Annotated in this window: 17 protein-coding genes; 8 read left to right on the top strand and 9 right to left on the bottom strand. The window is 61.6% G+C overall.

What is annotated here, in order from left to right:
* Positions 1 to 122 precede the first annotated feature (122 nt).
* The 4 genes from D3Y59_RS07130 to D3Y59_RS07115 form a co-directional block, all read right to left on the bottom strand.
* On the bottom strand, positions 123 to 1187 hold the full coding sequence (locus tag D3Y59_RS07130) for a proline iminopeptidase-family hydrolase (protein WP_119444427.1): 1065 nt from the start codon (positions 1185 to 1187) through the stop codon (positions 123 to 125).
* Positions 1188 to 1298: 111 nt separating this feature from the next.
* Positions 1299 to 2363, bottom strand: coding sequence for a serine hydrolase domain-containing protein (locus D3Y59_RS07125; protein ID WP_119444426.1), 1065 nt, complete (start codon positions 2361 to 2363; stop codon positions 1299 to 1301).
* A gap of 112 nt (positions 2364 to 2475) precedes the next feature.
* Positions 2476 to 3210 carry a YebC/PmpR family DNA-binding transcriptional regulator gene (locus D3Y59_RS07120; protein ID WP_119444425.1) on the bottom strand — a complete coding sequence of 245 codons (735 nt, stop codon included), beginning with the start codon at positions 3208 to 3210 and terminating at the stop codon, positions 2476 to 2478.
* A gap of 156 nt (positions 3211 to 3366) precedes the next feature.
* The gene (locus tag D3Y59_RS07115; RefSeq protein WP_119444424.1) at positions 3367 to 3858 is read right to left on the bottom strand and encodes a hypothetical protein; all 492 of its coding nucleotides are present in this window, start codon (positions 3856 to 3858) and stop codon (positions 3367 to 3369) included.
* A 159-nt stretch (positions 3859 to 4017) separates the two neighbouring features.
* On the opposite strand from D3Y59_RS07115, the gene D3Y59_RS07110 reads away from it, so the two are divergent.
* From D3Y59_RS07110 to D3Y59_RS07090, 5 genes are all read left to right on the top strand, one after another.
* Positions 4018 to 4926, top strand: a complete 909-nt coding sequence (locus D3Y59_RS07110; protein ID WP_119444423.1) for an arginase family protein — start codon at positions 4018 to 4020, stop codon at positions 4924 to 4926.
* 141 nt (positions 4927 to 5067) lie between these two features.
* A complete protein-coding gene (locus D3Y59_RS07105) occupies positions 5068 to 6213 on the top strand; it encodes a TlpA disulfide reductase family protein (RefSeq protein WP_119444422.1) in 1146 nt (381 codons plus the stop codon).
* A 32-nt stretch (positions 6214 to 6245) separates the two neighbouring features.
* Positions 6246 to 7409: a sensor histidine kinase gene (locus D3Y59_RS07100; protein WP_119444421.1), complete on the top strand. Its 1164-nt coding sequence runs from the start codon at positions 6246 to 6248 to the stop codon at positions 7407 to 7409.
* Between the two features lie 20 nt (positions 7410 to 7429).
* A complete protein-coding gene (locus D3Y59_RS07095) occupies positions 7430 to 8197 on the top strand; it encodes a LytR/AlgR family response regulator transcription factor (protein WP_119444420.1) in 768 nt (255 codons plus the stop codon).
* A 101-nt stretch (positions 8198 to 8298) separates the two neighbouring features.
* The gene (locus D3Y59_RS07090; RefSeq protein ID WP_119444419.1) at positions 8299 to 9132 is read left to right on the top strand and encodes a DUF4097 family beta strand repeat-containing protein; all 834 of its coding nucleotides are present in this window, start codon (positions 8299 to 8301) and stop codon (positions 9130 to 9132) included.
* Positions 9133 to 9298: 166 nt separating this feature from the next.
* Here D3Y59_RS07090 and D3Y59_RS07085 read toward each other — a convergent pair whose 3' ends face one another.
* The 3 genes from D3Y59_RS07085 to D3Y59_RS18235 form a co-directional block, all read right to left on the bottom strand.
* A complete protein-coding gene (locus D3Y59_RS07085; RefSeq protein WP_119444418.1) occupies positions 9299 to 10318 on the bottom strand; it encodes an MBL fold metallo-hydrolase in 1020 nt (339 codons plus the stop codon).
* Between the two features lie 202 nt (positions 10319 to 10520).
* Positions 10521 to 10844: a hypothetical protein gene (locus tag D3Y59_RS07080; RefSeq protein WP_119444417.1), complete on the bottom strand. Its 324-nt coding sequence runs from the start codon at positions 10842 to 10844 to the stop codon at positions 10521 to 10523.
* Between the two features lie 304 nt (positions 10845 to 11148).
* On the bottom strand, positions 11149 to 11589 hold the full coding sequence (locus D3Y59_RS18235; RefSeq protein ID WP_162910614.1) for a hypothetical protein: 441 nt from the start codon (positions 11587 to 11589) through the stop codon (positions 11149 to 11151).
* A 356-nt stretch (positions 11590 to 11945) separates the two neighbouring features.
* Between D3Y59_RS18235 and hutU the strand changes: the two genes are divergently transcribed.
* Positions 11946 to 13718, top strand: coding sequence for a urocanate hydratase (gene hutU, locus D3Y59_RS07070; RefSeq protein ID WP_119444416.1), 1773 nt, complete (start codon positions 11946 to 11948; stop codon positions 13716 to 13718).
* A 1447-nt stretch (positions 13719 to 15165) separates the two neighbouring features.
* Here hutU and D3Y59_RS07065 read toward each other — a convergent pair.
* A complete protein-coding gene (locus tag D3Y59_RS07065) occupies positions 15166 to 15705 on the bottom strand; it encodes a hypothetical protein (RefSeq protein WP_119444415.1) in 540 nt (179 codons plus the stop codon).
* A 637-nt stretch (positions 15706 to 16342) separates the two neighbouring features.
* Here D3Y59_RS07065 and D3Y59_RS07060 point away from each other — a divergent pair.
* Positions 16343 to 16735 (top strand): hypothetical protein, encoded by a 393-nt coding sequence (locus D3Y59_RS07060; protein WP_119444414.1) that lies wholly within the window; start codon positions 16343 to 16345, stop codon positions 16733 to 16735.
* Between the two features lie 95 nt (positions 16736 to 16830).
* Here the strand turns inward: D3Y59_RS07060 and D3Y59_RS07055 are convergent, their stop codons facing one another.
* Positions 16831 to 17760 (bottom strand): NmrA family NAD(P)-binding protein, encoded by a 930-nt coding sequence (locus D3Y59_RS07055; RefSeq protein ID WP_119444413.1) that lies wholly within the window; start codon positions 17758 to 17760, stop codon positions 16831 to 16833.
* A gap of 477 nt (positions 17761 to 18237) precedes the next feature.
* Between D3Y59_RS07055 and D3Y59_RS07050 the strand changes: the two genes are divergently transcribed.
* Positions 18238 to 18435: a cold-shock protein gene (locus D3Y59_RS07050; protein WP_119444412.1), complete on the top strand. Its 198-nt coding sequence runs from the start codon at positions 18238 to 18240 to the stop codon at positions 18433 to 18435.
* The last annotated feature ends 7 nt before the right edge of the window (positions 18436 to 18442 follow it).

Genomic DNA, 18442 nt, shown 5'->3' with positions numbered 1-18442 from the left:
AAAGAACGCACTGCGGCCATAAAATTCAGGGAGTATCGAATGAAGTTCACCGAAAGGTAGGGCGCGCAAGGCGTCAGCTCACCATCTCGGAGGGCCGCAACGCCCTGGCGCTACTGCGGGTGCTACAGCTGCACTTTCTTCTGGCCCTGGTCTACACCCTTCAGGAACTTGACCAGCCCTGCCATGTACGTCTGCTGGTCGTCGTAGAAGCTCATGTGCGAGCCGTTGGGGCAAATGAGTGCCGTGCCGTTTTGCACCTTCTGGGCTATCATGCGCATGTGCTCGGGGTCCATGGTGTCGTGCTTGCCGCCAATGCTCAGCACGGGCACCGCGAGCTTGGGCAAATCGGGCACGCGGTTCCAGTTCACGAGTTTGCCCGCCACGCCAAATTCGCTGGGGCCCTGCATCGTTACGTACAACGATTGGTTCATCTTGGCGAACGAGCGGTTTACCGGCTCGGGCCACTTATCGAGCGGCAAGCGCAGGATGTGCGCGGTGTAGAAGTTGGGCAGCAGCAGCTCCATGTAGCGCGGGTTCTGGAAGTCCTTTTTGGCTTCGATGGCGCGGATTTCCTTCAGCACCTCGGGCTTCAGTTGCGGGGCCAGCACTTCGTCGGCGTAGCGGCCGTAAGCGGGCACGTCCATCATCATGTTCGAAATGACGAGGCCTTTCATGTGCTGCTGGTACTTGAGGGCGTACTCAGCGGCCAGAATACCACCCCACGAGTGGCCCAGCAAGTAAAAGTTATCCTTGTTCAGGTTGAGCGCCTGGCGCACCTGCTCCACTTCCTCCACGTAGCGCGGCAAGCTCCACATGGCCGTGTCCTTGGGGTTGTCGGAGTTGCCGCAGCCGAGCTGGTCGTAGTAAATGAACTCTATGCCCTCTTGCGGCAAGAAGCTCTCCATGCACTCGAAGTACTCGTGCGTGGCGCCGGGGCCGCCGTTGAGCAGCAGCAGCTTAATGCGCGGGTTGTTGCCGAAGCGCTTCGTCCAGACGTTGAACCTGCCCTTGGGGGTGTTAATGGCCACCATCTGCACGCCGCCGTCTTTGATGCGGGTGGTGTCGCTGGCAAAGTAGCTGGCCGGAACCGCGTTGTTGTCGGCGCCAGCTTCTACGGTTTTTTGTTGAGTGCAAGCGGCGGCCGTCAGCAGCAAGCCAGCTGCCAAAGCAGTAGCAATGGATTTCATAGAATAGAATGTGGGGGTGCGGGTATGGGCGGAGTAGGGCAGAACTGTTGAGCTAAACGTACTGATAAATCAACAGCGCCCCAACGCTTACCCGCTGCCCGGTGGCGGCGGCTACTTTTCCTCAGCCAGCCACTGCATGGCGCGGTACTCGCCGGGGCCGGCAAACAAGCGCAACAGCTCATCGGTAAGCACCAGGCCATTGGCGCTGTTGGTAAAGAAGACCAAGCTTGTTTTCTGCGCCGGAAACGCCATAAAGAATGCTTTGAAGTCGCCGTTGTCGCCCCAATGCCAAAGGGCCGGGCCCGCACTGGTGTTGGCCAAACCTAGGCCATAAGCCCAAGCAATGTGGGGGTCGGTAGGGGTGGGGCCCAGGCCGCAACGGTTGGCTGGGTTAGCCGCGGCGGTGAGCAGCTGCGCCGTGGTGGGCTTCAGGCCTTGGCCCTGCAGCAGGGCTTGCACAAACCGGCTGTAGTCGTGGGCGGTGCTGAGCAGGCTAAAACCAGCATTGGGTTCCGCAAACTTGCGAACCTCCGTGGGCTTGCCGCTTTTGTCGTGGCCAAAGCTGGCATCGCGCGCAAACGCCTCGCGCCACACAAAGCTGCTGTTCTTCATGCGCAACGGGCCAAACACCTCCTCCTGCGCCAAGGTTTGCAGCGATTTGCCCGTGATATGCTCCAGGGTTTTTTGCAGCCACACGAAGCCCTCGCCGGAGTAGTTCCAGCAGCTGTCGGGGGCGTATTTCAGCTTTAGCGGCGAGGTAGCCCACGTGGGGCTTAGCGGGTTTTCGGCCCAGTTGGGCAAACCGGTGGTGTGCGTGAGCACCATGCGCGCCGTAACGGCGGCCGCCCTAGGTTGGGTGCTTAGGCGTGGGTAGCGGTAGTAGCCGAGCAGAGGCTTATCGAGGTTAATTACGCCGCGGTCGTGGAGGCGCAGGGTGGTGTAGGCCAGTACCACTTTGCTCAGCGAAGCAGCCTGCATAAGGGTGTTGGCCGTGAGGGCCTCGGCCTTTCCGGCCTGCCGCACACCTAGGCTGTACTGCGTAGTCTCGCCTTTTCTGCTGAACACGACTTGCAGGCCGGGTACGTTGTGCTTTTTGAGCAGGGCCGTTAGCTCGGCCTGCTGGGCGGCCGCTGCCAGTGTGCAAAGCCAGAGCAAAGCCGTAAGAAATACTTTCATTAGGGAATAGCAGGTAAGCCTATATGCGGTGGACAACGGGGCCAATGTAAAGACAAAGCGGGCCACCCCGCTAGGGCAGCCCGCTTTGTAAGCTAGTAACCTACGCCTAGGCTTAGCCCAGCGTATGGTACACAGCCTGTACGTCGTCGTCGTCCTCAAACTTCTCGATCAGGTTCATCACCTCTTCCAGCTGCTCGCCCTCGAGGCGCACGGTGGTGTTGGGGATGCGCTGCAACTGGGCGCTGATTACGTTCAGGCCCTTTTGCTCCAGGGCTTTCTGCATCTGGCCGAAGTCGCTGAACGCGGTTTCGACCACGATGAAGTGCTTTACGTTGCCCTGCTCGTCTTCCTCCGAGTCTTCGTAGATGTCGTCGGCGCCGAAGTCGATCAGCTCGAGTTCCAGTTCGTCGCGGTCGAGGCCTTCGGCCGCCAGCTTAAACACGCCCTTGCGGGTGAAGGTGAAATCGGAAGAACCGGCGGTGCCCAGGGCGCCGTTGCCGCGGTTGAAGTACATGCGCACGTTGGCCACGGTGCGGGTGGGGTTGTCGGTGGCGGTTTCAACCACAATGGCCACGCCGTGCGGGGCATAGCCCTCGTACACCACTTCCTGGTAGTTGCCTTCTTCCTTCGAGCTGGCGCGCTTGATGGCGGCTTCCACGCGGTCTTTGGGCATGTTCACGCCTTTGGCGTTCTGCATGGCCGTGCGCAGGCGGGAGTTAGTATCGGGGTTGGCGCCGCCTTCCTTCACGGCAATCACGATTTCGCGCCCGATGCGGGTAAAGTCTTTCGACATCCGGTCCCAGCGCTTCATTTTGCGGCCTTTGCGGAATTCAAACGCGCGTCCCATAGTATGAGTGTTGTGCTAAGTGCTTAAGAGTTAATGCTTCGGCGCTGGGCGCCTAGGTGCCCAGCGCGAAAGGGGCTGCAAGTTAGCCGAAAGCCAAGCCCAGGGCAACACCAGCCCTAGGTGCTTGGCAGCGTGGGTGCGGGCAGCAGCGCGCAACTAGCGCAGGGGGCCGGCGGCCTGCAGCACGTACACGGCCTTGCTGCCCGCCGGAAAACCGTTGATCGTCAGCTCTAGGGTTTGCTTTTTGGCGTCGTACCGAAACGTGCCGTTGTCGGCTTTGGGCGTTTGCTGGCTGTCGAGGTAGGCAAAGCTGATGTTGGGGCCGCTCACGGTAAACCGCCCGCGCTGGCTGAAGGTAACCGGGCCGTTGGGGCCGGTCAGCTGCAGGCGCTTTTCGAACAAGCCCGTGGGGAAAAGCTTGAGGGTGCCGCCTACGCCGTTGGCCTGCACCGGCTCCTCGCCCGCCGAGTGCACCGTGTAGGAGCGGTAGGTGTAAGTGCCAAAAAACGAGCTGGGCAACTGCCCCATGCCCACCGAAGTAGGCGGAGTGGCGGGTTTGGCGCCGGGCTGCTGCGCCGCGGCAACCAGCGGCGTGCCCGCGAGGCAGCAAAGCAGGGCAGCAGCGGTTCGGAAGAAATTAAATGCCATGCAACGAAGGTAAGCATTGGGTCAGCTGTTAGCTGTTAGTTGTCAGTTGTTAGCTTTCGGGATGCAACGCGCCACATGTCGGCCCCGCGCGTCATGATTCCTGACAACTGCCAACCAACAGCTAATAGCTGAGGGCTGACAACTAACAGCTAACAACCCATGCCCACCTTTTTGCGCGAGCTGATACGCCCCGCCGCCGAAATGCCCGAAGCCGATGTGTGCTTGGTGGGTTTGCCCCTCGACCACGGCACCGTGCTTGAGGGCGGAAGGGCCGGGGCGGTAGGCGCCCCGGCGGCTATTCGGCGCGAACTACGGCGCTACCACAAAACCTACAACCTCGAGCACAACGTGCGCCTCGATGGCCTGCGCATTGCCGACGCCGGCGACGTAGCAGGCCCGCATCCCTACGACCACGCCGCGCACCACCAGCGCATCCGCGAGCAAGTGGCCGCGCTGCTGCGGCAGTACCCGCGTGTGGTAGTGCTGGGCGGCTCGCACGACGGCACCTACAGCACCGTGCGCGGCTTGCACGATGCGGTTGGTAGCCAAGCCGTGGGTGGAGTAAACATAGATGCCCATGCCGACGTGAAAGACCGCCCCGACCTAGGCAGCGGCACCCCCTTCGGCAAGCTGCTGCGCGAAGGCATTGTAACCGGCCAGTGCTTTACCGAAATCGGGCTGCACTCCAACCTAAACACCTTCGAGGATATCGATTTTCTGCACCAGCAACGGGCGACTATTGTGCCCCTGGCGCACGTGCAGAAGGACGGCATGGCCCTGTACATGGAGCGCGCCGTGCGCCGCGCCGCGGCCGCCGGCACGGCCTTCGTGAGCTTCGATACCGATGCCGTAGCGCAGGCGTTTGCCCCGGCCGTAAGCGCGCCCAGTGCCGATGGCCTCACGCCCCGCCAAGCCGTTGAAGCCGCCTTTGAGGCCGGTCGCCACGCCGAGGTTCGTCTGTTCGAAGTCGTCGAGTTCAACCCTGTTTTCGACCGCGATTTTCAAACGGCACGCCTCGCTGCAACAGTGGTTACGGCCTTTCTCACCGGGGTAGCCTCGAAAGCGTAAGCCTTTGCCCCGTGCCTAGGTGCCCACGCTCCCGAACGCCGCTGCACACCACTGGCCGGCTGTAGCTGCAACTCACCGATAAGCTTTGGGCAAGCCCGCAAGCCCTAGGTAGGTTGGCCCCGAACCTAACCCGCCACGGCTATGCTTTTCGCCCGCGTATCCTTTCCCGCCTGCTTTCGGCGCTTGCTTGTTGCCCCGGTTGCGCTGCTGATAACAGGCCTGGGTGGCGGCGCTTGCCAGCGCGTCACCGCACCAAGTGCCGCCGTTTCGGCACCCACTGGGTTCGAGGTAAAAGGCCAGCTAAGCAACGCCGCTGCCGGCACGCGCCTTGTGCTGGCCGATGGCGACGCTCCCGCATGGCGGCGCCTCGACTCGGCCAACACCGATGCCGCCGGCCGTTTTGCCTTGCGCGGGCAACTGGCCGAACCTGCCGTGTACACGCTGCTGGTTGGCCCCGAAGCCGACCCCGTACCCGTAGCCCTCGACAACACCGCGCGCATAGTACTTACCGCCGATGCCACCCAGCCCGCGGCCAGCGCCCAGCAAAGCGGCACCCCCGAGGCTCAGGTGCTGCAGCGCTTCCAGGATATTTTGTTGCGCCACCGCCAACGCACGCAGGAGCTGATTAGGCAGGGAGAGCAGCGCTCCGGCCCCTGGAACGATGCCTGGAGCGAGCGAATCGTAGGCACCAAGGAGCTTATTACGCAGCACCCAACCTCTTTTGTGGCTGCCTACGCCACCGTCGACCTGAGCGGGTACACGCGCGAGGAAGCATTGCTCGACTCGCTTACCAACCACTTTGCCGCGGCGCTGCCCAACTCGCGCTACACGCTGGTGCTCCTGGGTAGGCAGCGGGCCCGGCAAACCACGGCAGTTGGCAAGCCCGCGCCCGAGCTCAGCTTGCCCGGCCCCGATGGCAAACCCGTGGCCTTGTCTTCGCTGCGCGGCCGCTACGTGCTCGTCGATTTTTGGGCCTCGTGGTGCAAGCCCTGCCGGCAGGAAAACCCCGCCATGGTGAAGCTGTATCAGCAGTACAAGCCCAAAGGGTTTGAGGTGTACGCCGTGTCGCTCGACGACTCGCGCGAGAGATGGCTGAAGGCCATAGCCGCCGACCAGCTGCCCTGGATTCAGGTATCCGACCTGCAAGGATTTCGCAGCCCCAGCGCCGAGGTGTACGACGCCCGCGCTGTGCCGCTCACGGTGCTGCTCGACCCGCAAGGGCGCGTGGTAGCCAAAGACTTACGCGGCAAGCAGCTAGAGCAAAAGCTGGCCAAGCTGTTTCCGTAACTTACGCCTGCACCGCCAACTGCCGCCCCCTCATGGAAGTGGACCTGATTGACCCGCCTGCCCCCACACCTACGGCCTGGGTGCCGCCCGCTGCCGCGCCCGCGCACCTAGGGGCGCAGCCGCTAACTCCCGAGCAGCCCGCCCGCCTTGCGTGGCGCGGCTTATTGGCCATGGCGGGCTTTTACGCGGTGTTTGCGGTGTTTTACGCCGGCACCATTGCCTACACCGTGCAGGAGGTGCAGCCCGGCGCTTTTGCCGATTACCTGCGGCGGGTGCTGTTGTTTGACTACCCCCTAAAAGCCCTCTGGACGCTCCCGGTATGGTGGCTGTTCTTCCGCACACCGCTCGAGCGTGCTTCGTGGCCGCTAAAGTTGCTGGCGCACGCGGCCGTGTGGCCGCTGTGGGTAGGGGCGTGGTTTGTGAGTTACTACGGGCTGCTCAATTGGCTTGGCGAAGGCACCATGAGCGGCAACGGGCGCGTGTGGGATGTGTACATTCCGGCGCTGTTCTACGGGGTGCAGTTTGGGGTGCTGCACGTGCACCGCTTCATCCAGCAACTGCAGCACCGCAATCAGCTCAATCAGCAATTGCAGGCGCAGGCCCATGCCAGCCAAATGGCCGCCCTTAAGGCGCAAATCAACCCCCACTTTTTATTCAACACGCTCAACTCCATCAGCGCCTCGGTGCCGCCCGAGCTGGAAAGCACCCGCGAGCTGATTGTGCGGCTAGCGCATACCTTCCGCTTCGCCCTCGATGCCTCGCGGCACGAGCAGCTGCCCCTAGGCGACGAGCTGCTGTTTTTGCAGAGTTACCTCGAACTCGAGCAAGCCCGTTTTGGCAGTCGGCTCCAGGTAAGTTTTACGGCAGATGACAGCCTGCTGGCAGTACCCTTGCCGCCCATGCTGGTGCAGCCTTTGGTGGAGAATGCCGTGCGCCACGGCTTGGCCCCGGCCGTGCAAGGCGGCACCATTCACCTAGGCGCGCGGCGCGTAGGCAGCAATCAACTGCAAATCACCGTAGCCGATACGGGCGTGGGCCTGCCGCCCACTTGCTCGCCCGCTACGCTGCTGAGCTCGGCACAAGGCGTAGGGCTACGCACCACCCACCAGCGCCTGCGCGCCCTAGGTAGCAGCGGCCTGCGCATCGAGGCCAACCAACCGCACGGATTGGTGGTGTCGTTTGTGCTACCGATCTAGCCCTTCCATTATTTGCCTGCATGACTGCGCTCATCATCGACGACGAAGCTCCCGCCCGCACCATTGTGCGCCAGTACCTGGCCGATTTTCCGCAGGTACGCATTGTGGGCGAGTGCGCCGATGGGCTTGCCGCCGCCGAAAGCATTGCCCGGCTACAGCCCGAGCTGGTGTTTCTGGACATCCAGATGCCGGGCCTCAACGGCTTTGAGGTGTTGGCTCGGCTGGAGCAGGTGCCGCGGGTGGTTTTTTCTACGGCCTACGATCAGTATGCCCTCAGCGCCTTCGAAGCCGGCGCCATTGATTATCTGCTGAAGCCCTACGACCGCGCCCGGTTTCGGCGGGCCGTGGAGCGCGTACTGCAGCACACAACCGCCGATGCGCCCGACGCCAACCTGCAGCGCTTGCTGCAGCGCCTCGAAGATGCCCGTACCACACCCCCAACGCCCGCAGCCCCGGCTGCTTTTCCGCCTAGGTTGTTTGTGCCCCAAGGAGCCCGGCTAGTGGCCGTGCCCATCGAAACCATTCGGTGGGTGGAGGCGGCCGGCGACTACGCCACCCTGCATACCACCACCGGGCAGCACCTCAGCAACCTCGGCATCACGGCCCTGAAAGCCCGCCTCGATCCGCAACGGTTTCTGCGCATTCATCGCTCGGTGCTGGTGGCGCTCAACGCCGTGTTAGAGCTCGAGCGCGACGGCAGCGGGGGCTACTACGCCACGCTCGAAGGCGGAAAAGTAGTGCGCGTAAGCCGCTCGTATGCCGATGCTTTGCGGCCGTTGCTAGGGTAGGAGGTGTAAGAAGTACGAAAAATTTCGTTGTATATGCAGCCTTTGATATTTGGCTTTTGTCAGTGAGCTAAATCTTCCAAAAAAATTGCCTTTCCGAAGCTATGAAAAATGTATTTGCTGCCCTGCTGCTCAGCTCCGCTGCTTTGGTTGCCAATGCCCAAACGGCGCCGGCTTTCACCTCTACTTGCGAGGAGGGCAAGTGGGGCAACTCGGAGCAAAAGCGCTACTGCGAAACGCGCGATTTTACCTTGCCTGCCACCAAAGGCGATAAGCTGACGGTTGATGGCCTGCGCAACGGCGGCATTTCGGTAAAGGGGTACGACGGCAGCGAAATTCGGGTGCGGGCCAAAGTGCAAGCCTGGGGCCGCGACGAAGCCACCGCCAAAGCCACCGCGCAGCAGGTAAAAATCAGCACCGAGAACAACACCCTGCGCGGCGCCGGCCCCGATGGCAGCGGCAACAACACGGGGTACGCCATGAGCAACGGCGGCTACGCCGTGAGCTACGAAATTTTTGTGCCCCGCAAGCAGGCGCTGGCCCTCACCACCCACAACGGCGGCATCAGCCTGCAAGACGTACAGGGCCCCGTAGCGTTTGAGGCCCACAACGGCGGCGTAAGCATTACCGGCAGCGGCGGCGACCTGAAAGGCCGCACCCAAAACGGCGGCTTGAGCATCAACCTGACGGGCAATAAGTGGGACGGCGCCGGCCTCGACGTGGCCACCACTAACGGCGGCATCACCTGGAAAGTACCGGCCGACTACTCGGCGCAGCTGTTTACCAGCACCCAGCGCGGCCCCATCAGCACCGATTTCCCTACCAAAGTGCAGGGCACCATTGGCCGCGAGGTTTCGGTGGCCCTAGGCAAAGGCGGCGCACCCGTAAAGGCCGTGACGACCAACGGCGGCGTAACGGTGAGCCGCGCCGGCAAATAACCAAGGCTCCTTATCAGGCAACAATCGGCGGCGCAGGTTGTGGAGCCCCGTCGTTCGTTGGAGCCCGCCGATTGTTGCTTTAGGCTCTTTTTTCGCTCCCATAAACAGCACAAGGCCCTGGCTGCTACGGCAGCCAGGGCCTTGTGCTGTTTGGTACCTAGGGCAGCTACAAGCGGTACTCTTTGTAGCCGTACGAGCTCGAGTCGAGTTCGGGCGGCAAGGTGGTAAGCCCAATGGGGCGTTTGCCGCCGCGCCGTTTGCGGTTCTTGCTTTTGCGCCGCCGGCCGAGCAAGGCCAACGCACCCAGGGCCACAGCGGCACCCGCGCCCACCAAAGCGGCTTTCTGCGGAAGGTTATCGGCCGGGGCGGGCGGCAGGTACTGTACACCGTCGGCGTCGAGCACGGCGGGTTGCGCCACGTAGCGGCCGTGCCGGGGCATCGGGAAGTTGTTGGCCAGCGCCAGCAAACCCGCGGCGGCCTCGGGGCCTTTGATAACGGGGCCGTGTCCGCAGCCCACGGCCTGGGGTTGCAGCGAGGCCAGCAGCTGCACCGATTGGTGCACTTGCAGCCAGTTGTAGTTGAAAGGAGCGCCGGCTGCGCTGATTTTCGGCACCTGCATCAGCAGCGCCGGCACCGACTCGTGGTTGGCCGTGGCAAAGGCATCGGCACCTAGCAGCGTGCGGTCCGACTCGCGGAACAAGGCCACCTGCCCCGGCGCGTGGCCCGGCACGTGCAGCCAGCGCCACTCGTTCAGGTACGGTACGCTGTTGTCCTGCATCGGCAAGGCCTGCACCACGTCGGTCAGCTGAAACGATTGGGGCGGGAAAAACCGCGACACAAACGCCAACGAGCCGCCTTTGTCCACGGTGGGGTCGGCGGGCGGGTACACAGCCCTACCCTGCAAAAAAGGCAGCTCGAGCGGGTGCGCCAGCACCGGCACTTTCCAGTACTCAGCCAGCTCGCGGGCCGAGCCGGCGTGGTCCATGTGCCCGTGGGTGAGCAATATGGCCTGCGGGTGGGTGCCGGGGTAAAACAGCTTATGGGCCGCCGCAATAATGGCCTTGGCCGAGCCGGGCAGTCCGGTATCAACCAGCACCCACTCGCCAGCCAAGCCAGCTTCGACAAAATACACGTTTACAAACCGTTGAATTTGAAGCTGGTGTACGCCAGCGGCTACCTTTTCCATCGCAGCATCTGTTGGTTGATGATAATGGCAGTACGCAAACGCGCCCGGCTTAGTAGCAACCCGCCCGAATTTTAGTGTGCGGCACCTAGGGCCAGCAGCAGTGGGCCCTGGTGCCGAAGCAAGGTGCCGCGCCCGGCACCTAGGGCAACAAAAAAGCCCTCCGCCGGGGCGGAGGGCTTTGCGTGAGCCAAGCAGGCAGGCCTTATTGGCCGGTGGTGCTGCCGGTAGTGGTGGTGCCAGCCGCGCCCGTGCCGCCGCCCGTGGTTACGGCGCCGGCGGCCGTGGTGCCGGCAGCGGTGGTGCCGGTGGTAGCGGTGCCCGTAGCGGTGGTGGTGCCACCAGCGGTGCCAGCCGAATCGGCAGTGGCGCCGGCTTCGCCGCCGCCCATGTCGGTTACGGTCGTCGAGTCGGCAGCGCTGGTTTCGGTGGCAGCGCCCTCAGCGCCCGCGCCAGATTCCTGCTGGTTGCCGCACGAAGCGAAGGAGAACGAAGCGGCGGCCAGAGCCAGGAACAGTACTTTTTTCATGAGAGGGAAAGGTGAATGGTGAAGATTGATAAGCGTGTTTTTCGGCGTAGCATATGCATTTGCACAGGCCGGGCGCAAGTAACTAAACGCAGCCAGTATTTTCCAAACTAGAACTTCGCAAAGATGCAATTTCTACTATATGAAGGGCGGCAGGCGCAAGCATGGCCGGACCAAAACAGTGGCTGGGCTCCGGTGTGCCTGCCTTGGCTTGCGGATGCGGGCGGCACCTAGGGGTTGGTACTACACAACAAAGCCCCTCGCGCTGCGAGGGGCTTTGGCAAAATCAACAGGGCCCGAGGCGCTGCTAGCGGCCGGTGGTGCCGCCGGTGCCGGTAGAGCCCGTGCCACCAGCCGTAGAGCCGGTGCCCGTGGTGGTGGTGCCGCCCGCGGTGGTACCCGTGGTAGAGCCCATTGTAGAGCCGCCAGTGGTGCTGGCTGTGGTGGTACCGCCGGCAGTGCTGCCACCTGTGGTAGCGGCGCCCGTGGTTGAGCCCCCAGCGGTGGAGGCGCCGCCCGTCGAGCCGGTGGTGCCCATGTCGGTGCCGGTGCCCATATCGGTGCCCATGCCGCTACCGCTACCGCTCATGCTGGTATCGGTGCTCATCGTGCTCGATTCTTCCGTGGTGGTGGTCGAAGTGCTCGTCGACGACTCGGTGCCGCCGGCTGCGCCTTCCTGGTTGTTGCCGCCGCACGAGGCCAGCGAAAACGAAGCTGCTGCAAACGCTACAAAAAGTACCTTTTTCATGGGTGATTGGTTGGTAATGGTATGAACTGTACTGCCGCAAACCGCCCACAGGAGGCTTGCAATGGCTTTATACTGATTTGGGCATCAGGTAACCCAAATTTTATAAGAAAATATTGACAACATTGCACAATCTCAACAGTAAGCTGGGTTCGATAGCACTTTGCTAATGTCGAGCTTGCCGAGTGCGCAGGCTGCTTTTAGGAGTAGGAGAGGGCCGGGGTGCGCCTTTGGGCTGCCGGCCGGGGCGTGCACGCCGGACTCCTAGGGCCTGGGCACAACGCAACCAGGCGTGTTTGGGCATGCGGCCAAAAGCATATCTTGCTGCTCCACCCAAGCCCCTGTTTCTCCCACCCATCATGCCAAACTCCGCCTTCGAAACCCCCGAGCTCAACCTCGAAGCCACCAGCGCTTCCGACGACGCCAACGCCCCGCAGCCCACGGCCAAACGGCCCATGTATTACCAGTACAAGCCCCAGCAAACCGTGCGTGCCCAGCACGGCACCACGCTGCGCTGCAAAACCTGGGAAGCCGAAGCCGCCCTGCGCATGCTCGAGAACAACCTCGACCCCGCCGTGAGCCTGGTGTACGACGAGCTGATCGTGTACGGCGGCGCCGGCCGCGCGGCGCGCAACTGGAAGGAGTACCAGACTATTGTAAACACCCTCCAAAACCTCGAAGCCGACGAAACCATGTTGGTGCAGTCGGGCAAGGCCGTGGGTGTAATCCGCACCTGGCCGCACGCCCCGCGGGTACTCATTGCCAACAGCAACTTGGTGCCCGCCTGGAGCACCCAAGAGTACTTCGACGAGCTCGACCGCATGGGCCTGATGATGTACGGGCAGATGACGGCCGGCTCCTGGATTTACATCGCCACGCAGGGTATTCTGCAGGGCACCTACGAAACCTTCGCCGCCGTGGCCGATAAGCACTTTGGCGGTACCTTGGCCGGTACCATCACCGTTACGGCCGGCCTGGGCGGCATGAGCGGCGCCCAGCCCCTGGCCGTTACCATGAACGACGGTGTGTGCCTGGTAATCGAGCCCATCGACGCCCGCGTGAAGCAAAAGGTGCGCGAAGGCTACGTGGACGAGCAAGCCCGCGACTTGGAGCACGCCCTCGAGCTGTGCCAGCAGTACAAGCAGCAGCGCCAAGGCTGGAGCATTGGCCTGACCTGCAACGCCGCCACCGTGCTGCCCGAACTGCTGCAGCGCGGCTACAAGGCCGACATCGTCACCGACCAGACTTCGGCTCACGACCTGATGGACTACATTCCCGAGGGCGACATCACGGAGGTACTGCAGCTGCGCAAAGACAACCCCGAGGAGTTCAAGCGCCGGGCCCTGGCTTCCATCGTGAAGCACTGCCAGGCCATAATCGACATGCAAGCCGCCGGCGCCGTGGCCCTCGACTACGGCAACAACCTGCGCGGCCAGGCCGAAAAAGGCGGCCTGCAAGTGCGCGATCAGCACGGCCAGTTCCTGTACCCCGGCTTCGTGCCCGGCTACATCCGTCCGTTGTTCTGCGAGGGCAAGGGCCCCTTCCGCTGGGCGGCCCTCTCCGGCGACCCGCAAGACATCCTGCGCATCGACCGCGCCCTTTTGGAAACCTTCCCCGAAAACCAGATGCTGCGCCGTTGGATTGAGAAAGCTCAAGCCAAGGTGCCCTTCATCGGGCTGCCCGCCCGCGTGTGCTGGCTAGGCTACGGCGAGCGGGAAAAGTTTGGCCTCGTCATCAACGACCTCGTAGCCCGCGGCGAAGTAAAAGCGCCCATCGTCATCGGCCGCGACCACCTCGACTGCGGCTCCGTGGCCTCGCCCAACCGCGAAACCGAAGGCATGAAGGACGGCTCCGACGCCGTGGCCGACTGGCCTCTGCTCAACGCCCTAGCCAACTGCGCCTCCGGCGCCGACTGGGTTTCGCTGCACAACGGCGGCGGCGTGGGCATCGGCAACAGCACCCACGCGGGCATGGTAATCGTAGCCACCGGCACTCCCGAAAAGGCCGAGCGCCTGCGCCGCGTCCTCACCACCGACCCCGGCATGGGCGTCTTTCGCCACGCCGATGCGGGTTACGAGCTGGCCCAGCAGGTAGCCCAGGAGCGCGGGGCGAAGATTCCGGGCCGAAACTGATTTTGCCGCCAGTTTTTGAAAGAAATCCCCCAAGCCTTGCAGTTGTAAGCAGAGCGCCGAGTTCAAGCGTCATTGGCTACAAGCGAAAGAGTACCGTCCTTTTCTATGTTAGGAGCGGTACTCTTTCGCTTGACGAGCCACTTAAATGCTGAACGAAGCTAAATGACTCAACGGATTCTAGGCGCGTTTCCTTTATGACCTAGCAAGTGCGGTCGGAATACCACCCCGATTCCAAAAGCCGGCGAAGAGGTGTTTAACTCATACTCCGTTCCTTCGGCGGCGCTAGGAAGCGGGCGCGATGCACCTGCCTGGATCTGAAATTGTATGGGCCCCCTCCCTAATCGTGCATACAAGTACGTTCCCAGATACAAGTCGCCGACGGGTTCAGTGGGATGTTGTCCATTTAGGGTAAGCGTAGTATAGTGCAGGTTGGTTAGGCGCAGTGCTGTTCCAAGAGCGCACACATCATTCTGAAAGCCAATCTGGATTTGTCCGTACGCGGGGTTGTAACGTGCTCTATAGTCCTTGATTGGCGATAAGCTTCCTTCGGCTTGGTACCGCACGTTTGAAACAGCGGCGCCGTAACCTCCCAGACCGCTGACATACCAATGCTGCCGGCTACCAAAAGTGGTATAATAACCTAGGCCCACATCAGCTTGTCGGAATGTAGCATCGGTGTCGCCACTCACAGGCCTCCAGAGTTTCGATGCACTACCCGCCACGAGTAGGTGCTTTACCGGCGAGTAAACAGCATAGGCTTCTGCCATGGTAAGCGGACGGTAAATAGCGCCTACTTCGGCCTGTCCCCGCTGCTGCACCATCGATACTGGCCCTAAGGTTGGCACATATACCCCACACCCCATCAGGTGGAAGAACAAGGCTCCGCATAATCCCAGCACCACTAGGCTTTGCAAAGAAGAGATTCGCGAAATCATTATCACAATAAGGATGGACGGAGCGAGTCAAAGTAAGGGAATAAATTAGCTCACGTCATCATTGGCGCGCGTTATACCAACAGCGTGCTGGTGGTGCAGCTCAAGGGTTTGAGTCACAAAGTATAATTCGACGACTTACGCAGACCCAAAACGCTAAAATACCTGGCCGGGAGAACCGGTTCTACGCCTGTCGCATTCAAGCACTACCATTAGATTTGCATAGTTACCTTTTTGCGCACTGTTGGTAGTTTACTTTTTCGTGGGTCTGGCGTTCGGCACCGCATACAACTGGTTAACCCCAAAACGCTTAAGCCTCACTCACTAGGCCAGCTTAAAGCAAGTGCCTGCCTCAACGAACCGCGCCGCCTAGGTAATCCTGGGCGGCGCGGTTCGTTAAAGCAAATTACGTGTTGGTAGGCCGTATGGCAGGGTGGGGTGGCTCCGTTCGCGCCCTAATTACGCGGCTCGAAGCAGCGGCGAAGGCTGCCGGGCCGCGGGCGGCACCGAACGACCTAGGCCGTGCGCATGGCGCTGGCTTCGCGGAACAGCCAGCCCGAGCCGGCCCACATGGCCCCAAAAATCATGTTGGCGGCCATGCCTTCCGTGTCAACCGGGCCCGATTGCCCGATCAGCAGCGCGAGCACGGGCACCAGAAACTGCACCCCGGCCGCCGCGAACATGGTTTTGGCCATGCCCTGCGGCTGCAAGCGCGCCGAAGCCGAGCCGATGAACACCGTAAGGAACACCCCGGCAAACATGAGGTTGGCCACGTTGGGCCCGCCCCCGATGATGCCGACCGCTAAGTTTGCCCACAACGACAGGAAACCCGCAGCCACGGCCAAACCGCCGGCCAGGCGGTAGAGCAGGTTGTTCTGCTGGCTGAGCACCGCCATGCCCACAAGGCCCGTGGTGAAGATGAGCGCTCCGGCAATTACAAAGTCAGACAAAGTCCAATTTACGCCGGTGTTAAACCGCATCGCCACGAAGGGGATAAGCAGGAGGAGAGCGGTTGCGGTGGTAACGACAGCAATGTTTTTGAGGCGCAGCGTCATGGGAGTAAGGGTTGGTTGTTGAAAGCTGAGAAACGTCAGGTGGTTAGTTGCTTGAGCGTGCGCCGGGCCTGGGTTAGCGGGCGGCGTGTTGGGCAAGCGGTTGGTGTTGCAAAGGAATGTAAAGAACTTTGAGATGCAAAGTAAATACGAAAAAATGTTCCTGATGTTCGCTTTCTGAATGCGGAGCGATGCAATTGCACCGCGCCCAGCGTAGTAGTCATGAGCCATTTGGCGCGGCCGGCAAGTGCCTAGCGGCTAGGGCGCCAACCTTGGCAATCGGCTTACGCGAACCGAAACACTCGGGTAAGTCCTTGCGCTTGGCTTAGGTCGCGAAAGCTCTTAGTTCGCACACCGGCGGGGGGGCTAAGCGGTTTGCAGTAACTGCACTGCGCCATTGGGCACCGGCAATAGCGGAGGGTACCGGATATGTTAAGCGCTGACGGATGAGCTTCGGCAAGGGAAACCGCTATGTTGCGTTGGCAAGCAGCGTCGTGAATGAAACAGCTGCAACACGTCGCTTTACACTGACTAATTAACACAGCCGCGCGGCTATCCTATGCTGAAAAAGGTATTCCTTCCGTTGCTATTACTGGCCTCTTTTAGTTGGGCGAAAGCTCAGTCTGGTTGTCCTAAACCTGTGGTGTCGGTGCTGCGCAACGGCGAAACCGTAACCGCTGCGGGCGCCGCAATGGCTTCGGCAGTACGGTTGCAGCTGAGCTCCGACCCGGCCTGTTCCGAGAAGGCAAATTACCGATGCAAGTACGCCGAGCTGACGCTTTTGCGGGCGGGGCGCCCTGTGTTGCCAACCATCCGGGCCTACAAACCCGACGTGGATCTGTCGGCCTGGGTGCGGGCCGCTATGCCCGGCGACAAAATCTACGTGTTCGTGCCCTATACCAACCTTACGGTGGTGGCGCCCGATGGTACGCAGCTACCCTACGCCCAGCCCGAGCCGGCCAAGCCCAAGTACCCCGATATGCGCACCGACGAGGCCAAGGGCGTGGGCTTCAGCTGGCAACTCACAAAGTAGGCGCCCAACCAGGCTGCCCTAGGTGCAGACGGTAGATTTTCGGCGGGGCACCCGTTGAGGCTGCACTGATAGTACTATAAAAAGCCGCCCGCCGGCTACTGACGAGTGGCCAGTACTTCGCGCACCGATGTAAACCGGATTTCGGGGTAGCGGTGGTTGTCGAGCGGCTCGAGCTTGGGCAAGCCGCTGAGCATGTTGTGCATGTACTGCATGCCTTGCCAGGCCGGAAACACCTCGCCGTGGCTGGGCGCCAGCGCGCGGGTGAGCTTGATGACAGCCCCAAACGCACCCAGGCCGCCGGGGCGCAGCAACTTAAACGGCTGGCCGGTGGCGGCGGTGGCCGCCGCTTGCAAATCGCGCGTGGTGGCTACCTCGCCGGCCACGCGCAGGTACCTGGGCGTGTCGGCATCGAGGGCGGCAGCGGCCGTGAAGGCGGCGGTGTCGTCGAGGGTGGTAAAGTCCATGGGCTGATCGGGGTTGCCCCAGTAGAGCACCCGCCGCGGGCCAAACAGGATTACCGGCGCCTGCCCGGTAAGCAAATCGGTGAACATGCCGTTCAGGACGGACGTGGCCCGGATGGGGGCCTGGTCGAGGCGCTGGCCGAACTCGCGGCGCAAATCGAGGTTGCGGTTCGAGCCCCCGGGCAGCTTGGTGTAGTCGATGCAAAAGTCGGAGGGGATAAAGCGCGGCACGCCGGCCTCCACGGCGGCCAGCAGCAAGAGGCGTTGCGCCTCCACGATTACTTCGCGCAGGCCCGACAGCGCCGATACCACGCATCTGGCTCCGGCGCATACTTGGGCCATTTCGGCCACGCTGCCGTAGTTTACTTCGTGCACCTCGGCGCCCAATTGGCGGAGCTCCTCGGCCTCGGGCTTGGTGCCGCTGCCTTGGCGCACCAAGGCCCGCACTGCAGCGCCGCGCTGCCGCAGGTGGTACGCAATGCGCCGACCTAGGCCGCCGGTAGCGCCGGCCAGTACAACAACCGGCGTTGCAGAATTGAAAGCAGAAGAAGCCGAAGTAGCCATTAATGCAAAGCAAAAAGTAAGTATAGCGCCCGGGCCTGTTCCGCTACCAACCAAGTAGCGGTAGCCAGCGCCACAATGCGGAGGTAATACCGCAAACCCGGCCGAAGGTTGCCCGCTCGCGCGCCAAGCCTAGCTGCCTGACTGGTGCACACGCATATTTATTGCCGGCTCAGGAAAATAAAGCCGGCGCCCCGAGCCAAAAGTTGCCAAGAGCGGAAACCCTGTTTGCAGAGAGTTGGAGCCGTTATTTTCATTAATTAAGCCGGTTTTGAACTTAAGAAAGTGGCTGCTGGTTAGCTCCTCGTACAACGCAGCCACCAATGGTTCTGATGGTTTTTACTAGCCAGTCCAAATAAAAGGCTTACGTTTACAATGTTTAAGGCAAGTTGCCTCGTGTCACCTACCATCATTCGCTTGCAGAATCCAAGTAGTGTTCCGTTGCCAGTTGCTTTCTTTTCATCCATTTCCTAAAGCATCATGTCAACAGGAACCGTAAAATTCTTCAATGAAATCAAAGGCTTTGGTTTCATCAACGACGCCGCCACTGGTCAGGACATCTTCGTCCACGTAACCGGCCTTATCGACGAAATTCGCGACAACGACACGGTTCAGTTTGAGGTAGAGCAAGGCCGTAAGGGCCTGAACGCCGTAAAGGTGCGTCGCGCTCAGCTGTAAGCTCCCT

Origin of the sequence: Hymenobacter oligotrophus (assembly GCF_003574965.1) — a bacterium.
In the GTDB taxonomy this organism is placed as follows: Bacteria; Bacteroidota; Bacteroidia; order Cytophagales; family Hymenobacteraceae; genus Solirubrum; species Solirubrum oligotrophum.
This window is presented reverse-complemented; position numbering and strand designations above follow the sequence as displayed.

Coding starts and splice junctions, on each gene's coding strand:
- D3Y59_RS07130 (WP_119444427.1), bottom strand. CDS start 1,187: ATGAAATCCATTGCTACTGCTTTGGCAGCTGGCTTGCTGCTGACGGCC.
- D3Y59_RS07125 (WP_119444426.1), bottom strand. CDS start 2,363: ATGAAAGTATTTCTTACGGCTTTGCTCTGGCTTTGCACACTGGCAGCG.
- D3Y59_RS07120 (WP_119444425.1), bottom strand. CDS start 3,210: ATGGGACGCGCGTTTGAATTCCGCAAAGGCCGCAAAATGAAGCGCTGG.
- D3Y59_RS07115 (WP_119444424.1), bottom strand. CDS start 3,858: ATGGCATTTAATTTCTTCCGAACCGCTGCTGCCCTGCTTTGCTGCCTC.
- D3Y59_RS07110 (WP_119444423.1), top strand. CDS start 4,018: ATGCCCACCTTTTTGCGCGAGCTGATACGCCCCGCCGCCGAAATGCCC.
- D3Y59_RS07105 (WP_119444422.1), top strand. CDS start 5,068: ATGCTTTTCGCCCGCGTATCCTTTCCCGCCTGCTTTCGGCGCTTGCTT.
- D3Y59_RS07100 (WP_119444421.1), top strand. CDS start 6,246: ATGGAAGTGGACCTGATTGACCCGCCTGCCCCCACACCTACGGCCTGG.
- D3Y59_RS07095 (WP_119444420.1), top strand. CDS start 7,430: ATGACTGCGCTCATCATCGACGACGAAGCTCCCGCCCGCACCATTGTG.
- D3Y59_RS07090 (WP_119444419.1), top strand. CDS start 8,299: ATGAAAAATGTATTTGCTGCCCTGCTGCTCAGCTCCGCTGCTTTGGTT.
- D3Y59_RS07085 (WP_119444418.1), bottom strand. CDS start 10,318: ATGGAAAAGGTAGCCGCTGGCGTACACCAGCTTCAAATTCAACGGTTT.
- D3Y59_RS07080 (WP_119444417.1), bottom strand. CDS start 10,844: ATGAAAAAAGTACTGTTCCTGGCTCTGGCCGCCGCTTCGTTCTCCTTC.
- D3Y59_RS18235 (WP_162910614.1), bottom strand. CDS start 11,589: ATGAAAAAGGTACTTTTTGTAGCGTTTGCAGCAGCTTCGTTTTCGCTG.
- hutU (WP_119444416.1), top strand. CDS start 11,946: ATGCCAAACTCCGCCTTCGAAACCCCCGAGCTCAACCTCGAAGCCACC.
- D3Y59_RS07065 (WP_119444415.1), bottom strand. CDS start 15,705: ATGACGCTGCGCCTCAAAAACATTGCTGTCGTTACCACCGCAACCGCT.
- D3Y59_RS07055 (WP_119444413.1), bottom strand. CDS start 17,760: ATGGCTACTTCGGCTTCTTCTGCTTTCAATTCTGCAACGCCGGTTGTT.
- D3Y59_RS07050 (WP_119444412.1), top strand. CDS start 18,238: ATGTCAACAGGAACCGTAAAATTCTTCAATGAAATCAAAGGCTTTGGT.